The sequence below is a fragment of the Psychrobacter sp. JB385 genome (assembly GCF_900163785.1).
Taxonomy (GTDB): domain Bacteria; phylum Pseudomonadota; class Gammaproteobacteria; order Pseudomonadales; family Moraxellaceae; genus Psychrobacter.
Map to the genome: position 1 here is coordinate 254,903 of NZ_FUKN01000013.1, position 16,926 is coordinate 271,828.

General features: G+C 41.6%; 15 protein-coding genes. 6 read left to right on the top strand and 9 right to left on the bottom strand.

The genetic code is table 11. From position 1 onward, the window contains the following. Positions 1-103: 103 nt before the first annotated feature. Complete coding sequence (gene rpsT / locus CZ794_RS08355) at positions 104-370, bottom strand: 30S ribosomal protein S20 (RefSeq protein ID WP_010200097.1); 267 nt, start codon at positions 368-370, stop codon at positions 104-106. 593 nt (positions 371-963) lie between these two features. Here rpsT and CZ794_RS08360 point away from each other — a divergent pair. From CZ794_RS08360 to CZ794_RS08380, 5 genes are all read left to right on the top strand, one after another. Further along, positions 964-1,665 (top strand): NAD-dependent epimerase/dehydratase family protein, encoded by a 702-nt coding sequence (locus CZ794_RS08360; protein WP_087041154.1) that lies wholly within the window; start codon positions 964-966, stop codon positions 1,663-1,665. A 140-nt stretch (positions 1,666-1,805) separates the two neighbouring features. Then, positions 1,806-2,321, top strand: coding sequence for a ribonuclease E activity regulator RraA (rraA, locus tag CZ794_RS08365; RefSeq protein WP_218778323.1), 516 nt, complete (start codon positions 1,806-1,808; stop codon positions 2,319-2,321). 284 nt (positions 2,322-2,605) lie between these two features. Continuing rightward, positions 2,606-6,310: a transcription-repair coupling factor gene (gene mfd / locus CZ794_RS08370; RefSeq protein WP_087041156.1), complete on the top strand. Its 3,705-nt coding sequence runs from the start codon at positions 2,606-2,608 to the stop codon at positions 6,308-6,310. A 196-nt stretch (positions 6,311-6,506) separates the two neighbouring features. Continuing rightward, positions 6,507-6,938 (top strand): HIT domain-containing protein, encoded by a 432-nt coding sequence (locus CZ794_RS08375; protein WP_062844155.1) that lies wholly within the window; start codon positions 6,507-6,509, stop codon positions 6,936-6,938. Between the two features lie 305 nt (positions 6,939-7,243). Next, positions 7,244-8,665, top strand: a complete 1,422-nt coding sequence (locus CZ794_RS08380; RefSeq protein WP_087041157.1) for an adenylate/guanylate cyclase domain-containing protein — start codon at positions 7,244-7,246, stop codon at positions 8,663-8,665. A 105-nt stretch (positions 8,666-8,770) separates the two neighbouring features. Here the strand turns inward: CZ794_RS08380 and fdx are convergent, their stop codons facing one another. From fdx to CZ794_RS08420, 8 genes are all read right to left on the bottom strand, one after another. Beyond that, entirely contained in the window at positions 8,771-9,109 is a 339-nt protein-coding gene (fdx, locus tag CZ794_RS08385; protein WP_062844157.1) for an ISC system 2Fe-2S type ferredoxin, read from the bottom strand. Between the two features lie 93 nt (positions 9,110-9,202). After that, positions 9,203-11,083, bottom strand: coding sequence for a Fe-S protein assembly chaperone HscA (gene hscA, locus CZ794_RS08390; RefSeq protein ID WP_087041158.1), 1,881 nt, complete (start codon positions 11,081-11,083; stop codon positions 9,203-9,205). Positions 11,084-11,350: 267 nt separating this feature from the next. Further along, positions 11,351-11,932: a Fe-S protein assembly co-chaperone HscB gene (hscB, locus tag CZ794_RS08395; protein ID WP_087041657.1), complete on the bottom strand. Its 582-nt coding sequence runs from the start codon at positions 11,930-11,932 to the stop codon at positions 11,351-11,353. Between the two features lie 76 nt (positions 11,933-12,008). Next, entirely contained in the window at positions 12,009-12,329 is a 321-nt protein-coding gene (gene iscA / locus CZ794_RS08400; RefSeq protein ID WP_058024184.1) for an iron-sulfur cluster assembly protein IscA, read from the bottom strand. Positions 12,330-12,544: 215 nt separating this feature from the next. Next, on the bottom strand, positions 12,545-12,946 hold the full coding sequence (iscU, locus tag CZ794_RS08405) for a Fe-S cluster assembly scaffold IscU (protein WP_087041159.1): 402 nt from the start codon (positions 12,944-12,946) through the stop codon (positions 12,545-12,547). 185 nt (positions 12,947-13,131) lie between these two features. Then, positions 13,132-14,358, bottom strand: a complete 1,227-nt coding sequence (locus CZ794_RS08410) for an IscS subfamily cysteine desulfurase (RefSeq protein ID WP_087041160.1) — start codon at positions 14,356-14,358, stop codon at positions 13,132-13,134. Then, positions 14,355-14,864: an Rrf2 family transcriptional regulator gene (locus CZ794_RS08415; RefSeq protein WP_087041161.1), complete on the bottom strand. Its 510-nt coding sequence runs from the start codon at positions 14,862-14,864 to the stop codon at positions 14,355-14,357. Before CZ794_RS08415 ends, CZ794_RS08410 begins: the two co-directional genes overlap by 4 nt. A gap of 443 nt (positions 14,865-15,307) precedes the next feature. Further along, positions 15,308-15,952, bottom strand: a complete 645-nt coding sequence (locus CZ794_RS08420; protein ID WP_087041162.1) for a hypothetical protein — start codon at positions 15,950-15,952, stop codon at positions 15,308-15,310. Positions 15,953-16,445: 493 nt separating this feature from the next. Here CZ794_RS08420 and CZ794_RS08425 point away from each other — a divergent pair, with 493 nt between their 5' ends. Then, positions 16,446-16,718 (top strand): HU family DNA-binding protein, encoded by a 273-nt coding sequence (locus tag CZ794_RS08425; RefSeq protein ID WP_045445077.1) that lies wholly within the window; start codon positions 16,446-16,448, stop codon positions 16,716-16,718. Positions 16,719-16,926 lie beyond the last annotated feature (208 nt).

Here is a 16,926-nt window from a genome sequence, read left to right on the forward strand (position 1 = left end):
ATATCACACAGACATAAAAAAACCTTGCCCCAGTATTAGAACCAGTAACAAGGTTTTAGTCAATGCGCGATGATCACGCAATGCGGTCTAAACAGTACAAATCTTAAGCTTGTAGGCCTTTGATTGTTTTGTTTAGGCGGCTCTTACGACGAGCAGCTTTATTCTTATGAATAATACCTTTGTCAGCCATACGATCAAGAACTGGTACCGCTTTTTTGTAAGCTTCGGTAGCCGCGTCATAATCTTTAGCTGCGATAGCCGCATCAACACGTTTTAAGTAAGTACGAACCATAGAGCGTTGTGACGCAGAGTTCTGACGACGTTTGGTGTTTTGACGGGCGCGTTTACGAGCTTGTGCAGTATTAGCCACGCGTATCTCCTTGATAAAGACAGATAAAATATGAATGTTGATTGCAATAATGGGTTTAACAATCATTGGTGACGAGCAGCCGTCTCGTCAAACATGATGTCGATGTCTGATATCAGAGTATCTAATATCAATAGATCATCGCAAGCGCCAGAACTGTTTGGAATAATTAAACAGCGTTGACGTGTAAAGCCGGTTATCTTATCAAATTATTGCGCTTAGGACAATATATTTGATGATTAATGCTCAAAGAAGTTGTGATAACCCTTGGACTGCCGGCTCTTTCACCTTCTGATGAATGGATACAGTCAGTTTATCTGTTTAAAAAAATTATCATCAATTGAAGTAACCGAATGAAGTTGATTGAGTTATTTCTATTTATTGAGCATTATACTGCACTTAAATAGTAAAAATGATTCGAAATTGCTAGGGGTATGCCAAGAGAGTCAGCTATAGCAGACAAAATCTCTTACAATAAACTCTACAGAATAACGTCAATGGTTGTGTAATTTAGGTATGATACTAAAAAGAAGCGCTTTTCAAAATTGCGCTTTTTATTATAAGAAATTTTCCAACCGTATATAAGTGGATAGGATATGCAGCGAAAAGCAATTGTAATTGGTGCGACAGGATTGGTAGGTCAACATCTTGTTAAGCAACTGAGTGAGCTTTATGACACATTAATTGTGATTGCAAGGCGCCCACCACGCTATATCAATACCAGCATGCGCTTTTATCAGGTCAATGATTTTGATAATTTGGCTGAAATATTTTCAAGCGTTGGTGTTGATAAAAAAACAGATGCATTTAGTTGTCTTGGTACGACGAAAAAGCAAGCGGGTAGCAGTGAGGCTTTTAGAAAAATTGATCATGATTATAATGTGAATTTTGCCAAACTTTGTCAAGATAAGGGCGTTGAAAACTTTTTTTTATTGTCTTCAATGAACGCAGATATTCACAGTCGTTTTTTATATAATCGAGTGAAGGCTGAGACTGAACAGTCCATTCTGGCTTTAAATTTTACGCAAACTGTTATTTTTCGTCCCTCGCTATTGCTTGGTAAACACAAAGGTCGTCCTCTTGAAAGCATGGGTCAAAAAGCCTTTAAACTCATCTCACCTTTGGTGTCAGAATCTATGCCATTGCATCCTATCTCTGCTAAGCGCGTTGCTAGTGCCATGGCAATGAGCGCCCATGATATTTATGAACGTAGTAAATATCGCTCTGAGCCTAGAATCACTACAACCCGTATCATCGAAAATAAGCAGATGTTGTCGATGACAAGAGTGAAACAATAAGTCATCAAGCACTGTCGGTAGGTAAGTAGTTTTAATGTGTTAAATAGCCTAAGCAAAACATAAGTAATCTAAGTTTGATAATGTTAATATTTTTATTTGAGCATTAAAAAGGGAGTTTGACCGTGTCAGAATCAATGAAGATGAGTATTGAAAATTTTGTGACTTGTGATCTATTAGATGCCAATCCTGAATCACAAGTCTGTCTACCCAATATTGAAGGCAAATCATTTCATCAATTTGGCGGCAAGGACAAATTTTGCGGTGAAATTGTGACGGTAAAGTGCTTTGAAGACAACAGCTATGTTAAATCATTATTGAACAGTAATGGGAAAGATAAAGACGGTAATGGAAAGGTGTTGGTTGTCGATGGCGGCGGCTCTATGCGTTGTGCACTTCTAGGTGACATGATTGCGCAGGCGGCTGTTGATAATGGCTGGGCTGGCGTGATTGTCTATGGCTGTGTCCGTGATGTTGATGATATGGCAAAAATGGACATCGGCGTGATGGCGCTTGGCTGTATTCCCCGTAAATCAACTCGTCGTGACGAAGGACAGACGGATATCGAAATCAGTTTTGGTAATTTAACACTGAATTCAGGCATGTTTGTATACGCTGACAATAACGGTATCATTGCCAGTGATAAGCGCCTCATTTAAATAGCAATATTTAAGCAGTAATCAATCAATATGCAGTCATAAAAACCTCAGCTCATATGCGAACTGAGGTTTTTTGATATGTGTGACACTTTTTGGACCGATATAAATTTTTTCTTCACCCTTCGATTTCTTCTAAAAAAATACGGAGCAATAATTTAGAGACCGTATATCTGGATAATATTGAGCAAAATGACTAAGTGACAAACCGTTACGGCATAAGTTTTGGCAATTGCTTAAATATTCGTATAATAGCTATCTGACTCTTAACTTCGATCCTATTTTTTATGCCTATCACTGCTTTGACTGACGCATTTGACCCTATTAATCAGCAGCTTTTTCCTATCCAAAACACCGAGCGGCGTTGGCTTGCACCTGTGCATGGTGCTGTCAGTAGTTTGTGGCTGGCAAGTTTGGTACAAGCGCCAATATGGGACGTTGCTGACCGTCTTAAAATCGTGGTGACACGGGATCAAAACCAGCTCAATCAGATAGAGACAGAGTTGGCATTTTGCGGGGTCGATGCCTACGTGTTTCCTGATTGGGAAACGCTGACCTATGACGAGCTGTCACCGCATCAGGACATCGTAAGCGAGCGTATCAATCTGCTGACGGATATGCCAACCTCAGGCGTGCTTTTGATCTCCGTACAGGCACTGATGCACCGTGTGGCACCGCCAAGCTGGTTGATTGGGCAGCATTTTGATCTGAGCGTTGGCGACCGATTTGATATCAATACGCAGCGTGAGTTACTGGCAAAGGCAGGTTATCGAGCGGTTGAAAATGTCTTTGAACCAGGCGAGTTTGCGGTGCGTGGTAGCATTATTGATATTTTTGCCATGGGACAACCTTTTCCGCTACGCCTTGATTTGTTTGATGACGAGATTGAGACGATTCGATTCTTTAACCCTCAGACTCAGCGTACGTTGACCCCTGAAGATCTTAACGCCATGATGACGGGCAATGACAGCAGTATGGCCAAAGAGTCATTGTCTTTATTGCATAAATTGCCTGATATCTCAAAACCTATCAAACAGTTTCAAATCTTACCTGCAAAAGAGTTTCCACTTGATGAAGGTCGCGAAACTTTTCGTACCAATTTTGCCGCGATGTTCCCTAATGTCAGTAGCCGTAAGTTTGAGCTACATAAGGATGTGATGGCGGGTATTGCAAGTAGCGGTCTTGAGTATTATCAACCGTTATTCTTTGATGCAAAAGACTGGGAAGCAGAGAGTAGTTTGTTTGCCTATTTGCCAAGTGACGCACTATTCATTACTGATGAATTGATTCATGAAAAACAGGCAGATTACTGGTCGCAAATTCAGCGTCGCTATGAAGAGCGTCGCCACGATATTGACAAACCCATTGTCGCGCCTGAGTTGTTATACCTATTATCAAATACCTTTAACGAGCATCTCAATCATTATCCCCGCGTGATATTAAGTGCACGTGATGGGCTAGTCACTATGAATGACGGTGACGTGACAGACAAAGCAAATAAGCTACTAGAGCCTGTCGTCTCTACTCAAAAACAAGGGGTAGTGACGCTAAGCGCTCAAGAGCCACCACAACTGGCGGTGAACCATCAAAAAGCTGAGCCCTTAACTGAGTTACTAGATTTTTTGAGCGTGCAGGCACAGACCTCGACACCAGTATTGGTGGTTGCTGAAACCGCGGGACGCCGTGAGATTCTGATTGAGCTATTCAAAGGTAAAATCGATGTTAAGGCTTATGACAGCTTTGAAGCCTTTTTAGCATCTGATAAAACTAAGAGAGTAGTAGATAATCATTTACCTCAAGTTGGCTTGACAGTTGCGCCCATTGAGCGTGGCGTATATGTGCCTGAGCGTCTGGTATTGATTAGTGAGACGCAGTTGTTTGGTCGTCAGGTGTTACAAACACGTCGTCATCGTCAAAGCGGCGTGTCAGAAGAATTTTTGGTAAAAAGCGTTACGGAGATAACGGAAGGCAGCCCAGTCGTCCATATCGAGCACGGAATTGGTCGTTATAATGGTCTTATTACTCTAGATGTTGGTGACGGTGAGCAAGAATTCATTCATTTAAAGTATGCCGATGATGCCAGTATTTATGTTCCAGTCGCTAATCTACAAATGATTAATCGCTATAGCGGTGGAGATCCAGCGCTAGCACCTCTCCATAAAATTGGTAGTGGTAAATGGGATAAAGCAAAACAAAAAGCATTAGAACAAATTCATGATGTGGCCGCCGAGCTCTTAAATATGCAAGCGCGACGTGAGGCCAAAGTTGGTATTCATTTTAAAATAGACAGCTCGCAATACGAGCTATTTGCCAGTCAGTTTGCTTTTGAAGAGACGCCCGATCAGGCGAATGCCATCCATGCTGTGATGGAAGATATGAGACAAAATCAGCCAATGGATCGTCTCATTTGTGGAGACGTGGGTTTTGGTAAAACTGAGGTTGCTATGCGAGCCGCATTCATTGCGGTGAGTGCCGGTTATCAGGTGGCTGTTTTGGTTCCGACAACACTGCTGGCAGGTCAGCATGAAGACAATTTCCGCGATCGTTTTGCTGATTGGCCAGTACGAATTGAAACGTTATCCCGCTTTGGCGGTAAAAAACATCAAGACACGGTCTTGACTGATTTGACGGCTGGTAAAGTCGATATCGTCATTGGTACTCATAAACTGCTACAACCAGATGTGAAGTTTTCTAATCTGGGCCTCATGATTGTCGATGAAGAGCATCGTTTTGGTGTACGTCACAAAGAGCGTATTAAGGCCATTCAGACCGACGTTGATAGTATGTCTATGACAGCGACACCAATTCCTAGAACGCTTAATATGGCGCTGTCAGGTATGCGAGATATGTCAATCATCGCCACACCGCCAGCACGTCGCCTCGCCATTAAAACCTTTGTGATGCAAAAAACAGAAGCATTATTAAAAGAAGCCATCTTGCGTGAGCTGTTGCGCGGTGGACAAGTCTATTTACTGCATAATGATGTGGCAAGTATCGAGCGTATGGCGGAGACTATCCGTGAGCTTGTTCCTGAAGCACGCGTGGGTGTGGCGCATGGTCAAATGCAAGAACGTCAACTTGAACAAGTGATGCAGCAGTTTTATCATAAAAAGTTTAACGTATTGATCTGTTCGACCATTATCGAAACGGGTATTGATGTCCCCAACGCCAATACCATTATCATTGAGCGTGCTGATAAGTTTGGTCTTGCGCAGCTACATCAATTACGTGGTCGCGTAGGTCGTAGCCATCATCAAGCCTATTGTTATTTACTGGTGCCTTCTATCAAAGGGCTCAAAGGCGATGCCAAGCGTCGTCTGCATGCAATTGAACATGCCAATACCTTGGGCGCAGGCTTTATGCTGGCCAGTGAGGACTTGGAGATTCGCGGTGCTGGCGAGATATTAGGAAAGCAGCAAAGCGGCAACATGCAGGCGATTGGGTTTAGCTTGTATATGGATATGCTGGAACGTGCCACCAAAGCCATTAAAGCAGGAAAAGAGCCTGACCTGAGTACACCATTGTCGCTGACCAGTGAGATTAATTTGCATAGCTCTGCTTTGATACCAGAAGAGTATTTGCATGATGTGCATCAGCGTTTGCTGTTTTATAAGCGCATTAGCAATGCCGATGATAAAGAAGCGCTCACAGACATCCGTACCGAAATGATTGATCGTTTTGGAACCTTACCAGATCAGACTAAGCAACTTTTTGCAGTTCATGGACTACGCTTACAAGCAGAACCGCTCAAGATTAATAAAATTGATGCCAATAGCAGTAGTATGACACTTGAATTTGCACCAGATACCCCAGTTGAAGCATTGGCAATTATCAAGCTGATTCAAACTGATGGGCAGCGATATCGAATGAATGGAGCATCGGGTATTCGCTATCAGGATGCTGATAAACTGGCAACGCCGCAACAGCGAGTGACCGTTATCCAAGACCTGCTTCGCTATTTTAGTGAACATATGGTTGATGAGTCCAACTAGCTTCACTCAAAGATCGCGATAGGCATATTAAAGTATCGCAATGGGTAAAATGCGTAACAATAATCCAAAAAGCGCAGTCAATCAGCAATGGCGCTATTTTATCGGTTAGATACCTGATAAAATAACGAGATTGTTTTGTATTTTTACCTATTTTTATCTTCGCTTATTCAAGTGCCATAAAAAGAGAACCGTCATTATGTTCCAACTTCATCATAAACTTGCTGCTGACAGTTTCTTAGTGGGAGATTTTCCATTATCGACTTGTCGTTTAATCAATGACTGCCAGTTTCCGTGGTTGATCTTAGTGCCGCGTGTATCGGGTATCAAAGAGTTGTACGAATTGTCTGAGTCAGATCAAGCACAATTTTTGCGTGAATCAAGTTGGTTATCAAGCCAGCTGGCTAAGACTTTTCAAGCAGATAAAATGAATGTAGCTGCACTTGGCAATCAAGTCCCTCAGCTGCATTTTCATCACATTGTTCGTTACCAAAACGACATGCAATGGCCGAACCCAGTATGGGGCGTAGCCGCCGTTCCTTATACCAAAGACGTATTGGCACAGATGCAGCAAACCTTAATGATGGCCTTACGTGGGCATCATCAAATGCCGTTTGACTGGCAGATGTAGGTTAATACTGCCAGTAATTGATTGACTATTATTGATTATAAAAGAAGCCAGATAATTATATTATCTGGCTTCTTTTATGGAATTACATCTAAAATATAGTGTCAAATCAAGCGGTATAGTAGATAAGTCATTAACGGACAAAGGGGGTTTCTTTGGTTATCAGTGGCATAGGCTTTATTACAGTTAAAAAGTATAATATATTGTTGGGTAACCGTATAAATAAACTACGCTGAAACTCAATGGCACATCGATATTTTGATAACACTTAACTTTCTCATCGCCTGCTAGATAAAGTGATCATTTTTATGGCTTTTTTAGACACACTAAAATTAAAGTCTCCGTCAAAGGACAAAGAGATTTGCCGATTTGATTACCCAGAAGTGTTTGTATTGGTTCTTACCGTAGTATTACTCGCCCTACATTATAATTTTCGTCCTACTTCAATGGCGCTATTGGTTGTCATTCTTTTACCTAGCCTCATGATCCTTATTTATAACTACCGTCGCCCAACCAGCTTTTGGACGTCCAACATGGTTGTTATATTATTCTCAGTAGTGATTGGTTCAATACAGTTTTGTACAGTGATATCGCTGAGTTTGGTAGCCTTGATCGGCGTGCGTATGATCATAAGCGGAGTCGAAAACCGTCTAAGGTTGTTTACCGTGGCATTCGTGACCTCTATTGTCTTTTATTACGTCAGCACTATTTTGGATAACGAGGGGTTGAATTGTAATGAGGGCTGGGTTCCTCCCGTCGTATTGTTAGCCAGCATGATGGTTATTCTGTCTCAATTTCGCGGTATTCACCAAGAGTATATTGGTTATAAAGAAAGTGCCCGTCACGCAAGTGGGCGCTTGAGTACGATGGTGTCGGTCATCAATAAGCTGGCACGCTTTGTACCGCCGCAAATTTGGGAGCCAATCGTCAGATCAGACAGTCCTGTCAGCGTATCAAATAAGCGAGCCAAGCTAACGATCATGTTCTCAGATATTGTGGGTTTCACTGAGCTGTCTGATAGCTTAAGTGCCGACAATTTGGCTGATATCTTGAACACTTATATGGAGCGTATGACGTTAATTGCCAATAAGCATGGGGCAGTACTCGATAAGTTCATTGGCGATGGCATGGTGTGTTTTTTTGGTGAGCCAAACAGTCGTGGCCCGCGACAAGATGCTTTGGACTGTGTGGCCATGGCGATAGATATGCGCCGTGAGATGCGTACCTTGAGGCAAAAGTGGCGACTGATGGGGTTTGAGGGATTGTATATCCGTATCGGTATCACGACAGGATATTGCCATGTGGGTAACTTTGGTAGTAATAATCGCTTGAGCTACACCTTGATTGGTAAAGAAGCCAATCTGGCAGCCAGACTTGAGTCTAGTGCTGGTAAAGGGATGATATTGGTAAGTGAGAGTACGTATGATTATATTTGCCACAATTATGAGTGCGAATATGCTGGCGCGTTTCAATTAAAAGGGTTTGATAATAAAATGAGTGCATGGCAAGTATTAGACCCCGATTCTAATGTGACTCATCAATCAAAGTGGGTGGATCATACCTTACCTGGTTTTAATCTACATCTAAACTTCAAAGACATAAAAGATTACGATTATCAAGATATCAGGGCTCGTTTGAATTTTGCACTTGAACGTATTGAGCAGGAACAAGAAAAGATAGTCACAAATATGGAGGTGGAAAGCAATCGTGATACTACCTCTCGTAAATAAAAATACGAATAATAAACTCCCATACCGTCAAATATAAAAAAGCCAGCTATCTTTATCATAGCGGGCTTTTTTTATCGTCTGTAAAGAATCATTTATTACAGTTAATCAATGATTCTCTTTTGCATGGTTGAGCGTATATTTGGGAATCTCAATAGTCAAATCGGTTTCTTCGAGCATAACTTGGCAAGATAAACGCGAATCAGGCTCTAGTCCCCAAGCACGATCTAGTAAATCAGCTTCGACATCGTCCATCTCATCTAAACTGTTAAAACCTTTACGGACGACCACATGGCAAGTGGTACAAGCTTTCGACATCTCGCACGCATGCTCAATTTTAATGCCTTTTTCTAACAGTGCTTTACATAGGTTTTTGCCAGCTTCAAGTTCGACTTCAGTGCCTTCAGGGCAAATCTCATGATGGGGTAGTACAGTAATTTTTGGCATAAATTGTCTTTCCAATGCTAATCAATTTAAAAAATAAAATATATAGGAGGTGATCTTAAGACCGCTTCTAAGTCATATGGCTAAAGGTATCTACTACCAATCTTGCGCACTGGTTCCAGCCATACTGGCTTTGACGCTCTGATTCATAATACGGGCAGCAAAAGCATCGCTGTGCGGTTTGAGCTGAGCCTGCTTGGTTTCGATAACAGACAAGTCATCTGTGCTAAGTGCTGTCTGTAGTGCTTGTATCTGCTCAGCTAAATCAGACTGCTCTTCGGAGGTCAGTAACGGGGCAAACTCCTTTAGAGCCGACTGTAGAGCCAATACTTCTCGCTCAGCCTCCACTTTGGTTTCAATCAAAGAGCGCATGTTTTTATCTTCTTCTGCGTACTTAAACCCTGAAACAAGTAACTGCTCTTTTTGTTCATCTGATAAACCGTAAGAAGGCACAATTTCAATCTTACTCTCAGTTTTAGTAGTGGTTTCTTGCGCACTCACGGTTAACTGTCCATTGGCGTCAACACTGAACGTGACCTCAATTCGAGCAAATCCTGCTTTCATTGATGGAATACCATACAACTCAAAACGCCCCAGCGAACGGCAGTTTTCTACGGTTTCGCGCTCACCTTGTACGACATGAATCACCATGCCAGTTTGACCATCTTGATAAGTAGTGAATACTTGACGTTTTTTAACAGGAATTGGGGTATTACGAGGAATGAGCACTTCAACCAGACCACCCATCGTCTCAAGACCAAGCGACAAAGGGGTGACGTCTAACAATAATAGATTGTTATTAGTGTCACCATTGACCAGTTGATGAGCCGTTTGCGCAGCGCCCAAGGCAACGACTTCGTCTGGATTCAAACGACAAAGAGGTTGTTTTTTAAAGAAATCAGTAACGACTTCCTGTACGGCAGGCATACGGGTAGAACCACCAACCAAGATGACTTCATCCAAATCTACACTTGATAACTTAGCGTCACGCAGTACTTGCTCGCAGACAGTCAAGGTTCGGCGACTCACAGGCTCTATAATAGCAAGTAGGTCTTCACGGCGTAATACACCTTGATAAGACTGATTGTTCACTGTGATATCAATGTTTACTTGTACAGCATCAGTCAATGCTTGTTTGTAAGTCTTGGCTTGCTGGGCAAGAATTGATTTATCATGACGACTCACGTCTTTTGGGTCGATATCCAATTGTTTGATAAGCCAATTGGTCAGCAAACGGTCAATATCATCGCCACCGAGTGCACTATTACCACCCGTTGCCAATACCTCAAACACACCATCTGTCAGCTTTAAGATAGAGACGTCAAACGTACCGCCACCAAGATCATAAATCAAATAATAGCTTTCTTTGGCATCGGTTTGATTTGGTTGATCCAAACCATAGGCGACTGCTGCTGCCGTTGGTTCGTTTAGTAAACGCAAGACATTGATACCAGCGGCTTGGGCGGCATCTTTTGTGGCTTGGCGCTGTGCTTCATCAAAGTAAGCAGGAACCGTAATTACGGCGCCTTCGATGCTGTCAGCAGGTAAAGCACTTGCTGCTCGCTGCTTGAGCGTTGCTAAGATACGTGCTGAAACTTCAACTGGCGACACCTCACCTTGAGCCGTCACAAATGTCGGCATATCATCTGTATTGCCACTCAGCTCATAAGGATGAGAGAACTTGATATCTGATTGACTGCGGCCCATAAAGCGCTTGGCTGAGACAATCGTGTTTTTTGGGTCATCTGCCAAGTGAGAGAGCGCGTCGTTACCAACCAAAGGAGTCCCTGAACTTGGATAATAGACAATAGAAGGCAATAAAGTATCGTTATTTGAGTCAGCCTCTAAGACTTGTGCCTTGCCTGACCGTACTACAGCGACCAATGAGCGTGTGGTACCAAGATCAATCCCTAGGCCAAAACGATGCTGATGAGGTTGAGCACTTTGATTGGGTTCGGCAATTTGCAATAAAGACATAAGATAACTCAGAGATAAAATGAATAAGTGAAATGAAGCAAATACAACACACGCACAGTGATATACTTAAGGCGTCTACTTTGCTCTCAATGCAGAGCAGCAATCAGGCGTGCTGAAAACAAGAAAATAGATTATACGATATAGTGGATGCTATTTTAACCATGATGTCCAAATAGGCATCATAAGTTCGACGTACTTTTATACAAAAGCCAATAGACCAAATCGGATATAAAAATTCAATGGTCAGGTATCTATACTATCAAAGCGTTAGACATATAGATCGTCATCATCTGCCTGATGAGCAGTCGAGACTTCATCAAGTCCTGTGGTGACATCAGCATTCAACTTCACCAAAAACTTTAATTTTTGTGTGGCATCAATGGCGGTTTGCCAATCTTTGTTCTGATAAGCATGACTAAAACGTTCAGATTGTTTGATTAAGCGTTCTACGATTTGCGGATGCAGCTGCTGTAATACCAGACGGTCTTTATCGATGATAGCATCATCCAAGTCCATACGCATTTGCATTGCATCTTCTAGAAAATCCAAATCTGCAATTGAATGTTCTAAATTTTGCGCTTGACCTGCCATCTCTAAAAGATAACTGGCACGGCTATCGGGTGCGCTTAATGTCTGATACGCTTGATTAATCAATGCGGATGCTTGCTCAGAGTGCTGCTGAGCTTGCTTGGTATCTGCTAGATTCTTTGCAACATTATCGGGATGATACTGCTTTTGAAGCAGACGTAAATGTTGATCGAGACGGTCTTGCTGAACCTCAAATTGTACTGGTTGCTCAAATAGGGCAAAAAAGTTATCAAACTGGGCTTCTGGAGTCATGTCGGTCATATCATACGCCTTACTTTTTATATTTGTTTTTAACGTTTTTATCAGCACTTTTTTGTCAGCACTCAAATTACAAACCTCAAACGGTAAATGATTCACCGCAGCCACATTCGCCTTTTTGATTGGGGTTGGTAAATTTGAAGCCTTCGTTTAACCCTTCTTTTTCATAATCCATCAGCAAGCCATCCAAATAAACCAAGCTTTTAGGATCGATAAAAATACTGACGCCACGGCTTTCATAGCGCGTGTCATTTTCGTCAGGTATATCAACAAACTCTAAAACATAAGCCAACCCCGAGCAACCTGCTGTACGTATGCCGACTCGAATGCCTTCACCTTTACCGCGATTATCCAAAAAATCTCGAACATGCTGAGCGGCGCGTTCTGTCATTTCAATCATGCCAACTCCCATTGACTATCAATAAGAAATATATAAAGCGTTATAAAAACTGGCAACCAAAATGATGAGTTTGCCAAAATAATGTGCTAACAACGTTTAGAAAATAAAAGGTGACAATTGCGTAAGCGTTATTGTCACCTCTTTAGCGTTAATCGCTGTTTAACGTACTGCTACTAACGCATCGCTAATAAAATAACAACTTATGGGCTAACAACTTAGCTAGCTGCTTCTTCTACTGCGCCGTGTTTACCTTTATAGTCGCTAATAGCGGCTTTGATGGCATCTTCAGCAAGAACAGAGCAATGCACTTTTACTGGTGGTAGTGCCAATTCTTGAGCGATATCGTTGTTTTTGATTTCGCTAGCTTGGTCTAAGCTTTTACCTTTTAGCCACTCAGTAACAAGTGAGCTTGATGCAATCGCTGAGCCACAACCATACGTTTTAAAGCGTGCGTCTTCGATGATGCCATTGTCATCAACTTGGATTTGTAGGCGCATTACATCGCCACAAGCTGGGGCACCAACCATACCAGTACCAACGTTCTTGGCATTTTTATCAAGATTACCAACGTTGCGTGGATTTTCGTAATGATCAATAACTTGGTCACTATAGGCCATGGGGTTTTCTCCTAGTTAGATGATGAGCAATAGCTTAAGGGTTTAAAACGCTACTGACTCATCGATAATTGGGGTCAAACTTGTCATTTATAGAAACAGTATTTATAGGAACTGAATTTATAATTGTCTGATGAATGATTCAATGATTATATTTTATAATCATATCTATATTTTGGTACAGAATTTTAGTGCTCAGACCATTCGACTGAGTTTAAATCAACACCTTCTTGGTACATGTCCCAAAGTGGTGATAGGGCGCGCAATTTATCAACTGCCTCATGCATTTGTTTAATAACCGTATCGATGTCTTCTTCGGTGGTATAACGACCAAAGCTAAAGCGGATTGAACTGTGAGCCAATTCGTCTGGACGACCAATAGCACGTAATACATAAGACGGCTCAAGTGTCGCTGATGTACAGGCAGAACCTGAAGAAACCGCTAAGTCTTTTAGAGACATCATGAGTGATTCACCTTCAACAAAGTTAAAGCTGATGTTCACAATATTAGGTACGCTGTGCTCAAGATCACCATTGAGATAAATCTCTTCGATATCTTGTAAACCATCCCATAATTTTTGACGCAATTTTGCTGCATGAGCATGGTCTTCTTCATAGCGCTCATTGGCTAGAGCAAAGGCTGCACCCATACCAACGATTTGGTGTGTTGGTAATGTACCTGAGCGCATACCACGTTCATGACCACCGCCGTGCTGTTCTGCTTTTAAACGAATACGAGGCTTACGACGAACGAACAATGCACCAATACCTTTAGGGCCATAAGCTTTATGACCTGAAAAACTCATCAAGTCAATTTTCATCTCTTCAAGATTGATTTTTACTTTACCGACAGATTGAGCACCATCAACGTGGAACACAATACCAGCATCACGAGTGATTTCACCAATCGCAGCAACATCAGTCACTGTACCAAGCTCATTGTTTACCATCATAAGCGATACTAAAATCGTATCCTCACGCAGTGCTTCTTTAACTTGCTCAGGTAAAATCAATCCAGTACTTGGCTGTGGCTCAAGATAAGTAATGTCGAAGCCTTCTTGCTCAAGCTCACGGCACGTATCAAGTACCGCTTTATGCTCAATTTTGCTGGTGATAATGTGCTTACCACGAGACTGATAAAAATGTGCTGCGCCTTTAATGGCTAAGTTGTCAGACTCAGTTGCACCAGAAGTGAAAACAATCTCGCGTGGATCAGCATTGATGACTTCAGCAACTTGCTGACGAGCCGTTTCTACTGCTTCTTCTGCTTGCCAGCCGTAACCATGCGAGCGCGAGGCTGGGTTACCAAAGATGCCATCTACAGTCAGATACTCGCTCATCTTAGCAGCTACTGATTTGGCAACTGGTGTGGTGGCGGCATAATCTAAGTATATAAGGTTGTTATGTTGGCTCATGCTGGGTTTGCCTCGCTGTTCGATAAAGTAATAGTATTGATGTCTTTTATGGAAATATCTTTGGTAGATGTGTGCTGACGATCTGAAACCGATTGCACGTTTTCCATGTCTAATAATTGCGCTAAAGTTATATTTTTCAAGTATTGTTCGATATGGATCGATAACGCAGACCATAAGTCGTGAGTTAAACACATTGTACCATCTTGACAGTCGCCGCGCCCTTCGCACTGCATCGCATTTACTGATTCGTCAACTGCCGATATGATAGTCATTACATCTATTTCATGTAATGGCTTGGCTAAAAGATAACCACCAGCGGCACCGCGAATACTAGTAACAAGACCACGTTTACGAAGCTTTGAAAATAGCTGTTCAAGATAAGAGATAGAAATCGATTGTCTTTTGGCAATATCTGATAATGAAACTGCAGTATCTTGCTGACTGGTTTGTAATGCCAAGTCTAGTAACGCAGTAACGGCGTACCTGCCTCGAGTAGTCAAACGCATATGTTATCTCCAAACTTTTATGTCATTTTTATTTAACAACGGTCTTAGCAAGGTGAGTATGACAGTAGCCAATAATATGGGCGCTACTTGTATAATGTGATACTGGCTAAGATTTGTCTTATCGCTATTAAACAACAGATGATCGACCCGATGTGTGCAACGATTGAACCCATTATACTTAATCCTGAGTAATTTAGTCAAGATTAAAGTAGAGTTAAATGGTTAATCGAGCTCATCATGATGATTGATAAAAACAATGACATTCGAATGAAAAGGAGTCAGACAAATTAAGAGGCCATACTAAGTTTTTGTTCTAGAAATAAAAATCCATATACAGTACTAGCAAGGTCGCAAAAATAAAAAAGCGTTTAACGCCCATTATATAGTAGACGTTAAACGCTCATATAGACGGCGCTAGGCTGTCTAGTGATATTTGATCAGAACTAATTCATCAACAACGCAATGATTGAGCCAATCATGACGACAATGGCGATAATGGTCACAATCATTAGGGTCTTTTGCTTGCTTTGTAGCTCTTTCAACGTCGTTTCAAGTTCGCGGTTTTTGATGGTTAAAGTATTAATTTGGGTTTGCTGCTCTTTAATACGTAGCTGATAACTCTCTTTTTTATCCGCCTTTTCAGCGTCAGTAGGATGGTTTTTATCCTTCCCACCCTTAAATTTCTGAATAACACCCCGAATCAAATTGCCAACACCAAGCTGCATAATGAATTGCTTGACCAGTTGTACTTGAACAGACTCACCCCGCATTTGTAGCTTTTCAGTCGCCTCGCTATCATGAGTGCTAATAGCATTTATAATTTGAACGCTATAAGCATTGATGATGACATCAGGCTCACTACGATCAATTGGAAGTTCGGCATCTAACAATACCCCTTTGGTGCTAAAGGTAGCAAAAACCTCAACATGAGGTAAATACAAACGTAGCGCTACAACAGTGCCTTGTTTGGCTAGCGGATAAGCAGCTTTACGCAGTTCGGGATCCAAACGTAACAATAGTGTTAGCGCCGACTCGATGAATACCAAAATAATATTAAGAAGAGAGTGGGACAACGTAGAACGCTTCATGTAAATAATCCGTTTTTTATTTGACAAATCTGAGTCAGAATTTAAACAAAGCTTAAATTCCACTCAATAGATGCAATGTTATTTTCTTATAGTAACGTCTTTATAATAAAAAGTAACGCTAGTTTCTGTCGGTTAATAAATTATTACCTGATTACTTGGCAGTCAATAAAAGTGCTGGCATCCATCATTGATGATGTAGTAAAAGGTAATACATCTCGTTTTGATGACAGAAAGATTGACATTTTAGCTAAAATAACCATCTCTGTAGAGAGTTGCAAAGGCTTTGCGTAACATTGAGTGTCAAATACGTAGTGCAGAGGACGAAAATATGTAAAATCACTTGCGCTCCTTATGCTGCCTTGATATAAAGACGATAACAAAGCGACACCTGTTAATATGCCAGTCAGGCAGTTCTTATTGCTTAAATGCTATGAGGGCGTTACAATGCTTGGCGTGAGCGTTTATTATCCCCCTTAAACTTGAAGGAAATTTTATGAATAAGTCAGAATTAATTGATAGCATCGCAGACAAAAGTGGCCTAAACAAAACTCAAGCTGGTGATGCTCTAAACGCTGTTATGGAAAGCGTTGGCGAAGCATTAGAAGCTGGCGATAGCATTTCATTGGTTGGCTTTGGTACTTTTAGCGTAAAAGACCGTAAAGCACGTACTGGCCGTAACCCTAAAACTGGTGAAGAGCTTAGCATTCCAGCAAGCAAAGTACCAAGCTTCAAAGCTGGTAAAAACCTAAAAGAGCGCTTAAACTAAGCCGTTGTTTTAAGTGGTAGGTGGCCTGCGCTGTATAATGAAGCATAGATGAAGAAAGACAGCGTTGCTAGCCATGATACAGATAGATTATCGTTCATGACTTGTGGTTTACTCCAAGTAAAGTTTTGAGCGAAAAAAAGCACCTAATAACTGGGTGCTTTTTTTATTGGGATAGTTTGTATCAGACAACGTGAATATTTTGAGTATG

Excerpts from the sequence above, each read along its gene's own strand:
- CZ794_RS08360 (WP_087041154.1), top strand. The coding sequence starts at position 964 with ATGCAGCGAAAAGCAATTGTAATTGGTGCGACAGGATTGGTAGGTCAA.
- hscA (WP_087041158.1), bottom strand. The coding sequence starts at position 11,083 with ATGTCTTTATTGCAAATTGCCGAACCCAATCAAAGTGCTCAACCTCAT.
- CZ794_RS08420 (WP_087041162.1), bottom strand. The coding sequence starts at position 15,952 with ATGAAGCGTTCTACGTTGTCCCACTCTCTTCTTAATATTATTTTGGTA.
- CZ794_RS08425 (WP_045445077.1), top strand. The coding sequence starts at position 16,446 with ATGAATAAGTCAGAATTAATTGATAGCATCGCAGACAAAAGTGGCCTA.
- mfd (WP_087041156.1), top strand. The coding sequence starts at position 2,606 with ATGCCTATCACTGCTTTGACTGACGCATTTGACCCTATTAATCAGCAG.
- CZ794_RS08410 (WP_087041160.1), bottom strand. The coding sequence starts at position 14,358 with ATGAGCCAACATAACAACCTTATATACTTAGATTATGCCGCCACCACA.
- iscU (WP_087041159.1), bottom strand. The coding sequence starts at position 12,946 with ATGGCCTATAGTGACCAAGTTATTGATCATTACGAAAATCCACGCAAC.
- iscA (WP_058024184.1), bottom strand. The coding sequence starts at position 12,329 with ATGATTGAAATGACAGAACGCGCCGCTCAGCATGTTCGAGATTTTTTG.
- hscB (WP_087041657.1), bottom strand. The coding sequence starts at position 11,932 with ATGACCGACATGACTCCAGAAGCCCAGTTTGATAACTTTTTTGCCCTA.
- CZ794_RS08375 (WP_062844155.1), top strand. The coding sequence starts at position 6,507 with ATGTTCCAACTTCATCATAAACTTGCTGCTGACAGTTTCTTAGTGGGA.
- CZ794_RS08380 (WP_087041157.1), top strand. The coding sequence starts at position 7,244 with ATGGCTTTTTTAGACACACTAAAATTAAAGTCTCCGTCAAAGGACAAA.
- rraA (WP_218778323.1), top strand. The coding sequence starts at position 1,806 with ATGAGTATTGAAAATTTTGTGACTTGTGATCTATTAGATGCCAATCCT.
- fdx (WP_062844157.1), bottom strand. The coding sequence starts at position 9,109 with ATGCCAAAAATTACTGTACTACCCCATCATGAGATTTGCCCTGAAGGC.
- CZ794_RS08415 (WP_087041161.1), bottom strand. The coding sequence starts at position 14,864 with ATGCGTTTGACTACTCGAGGCAGGTACGCCGTTACTGCGTTACTAGAC.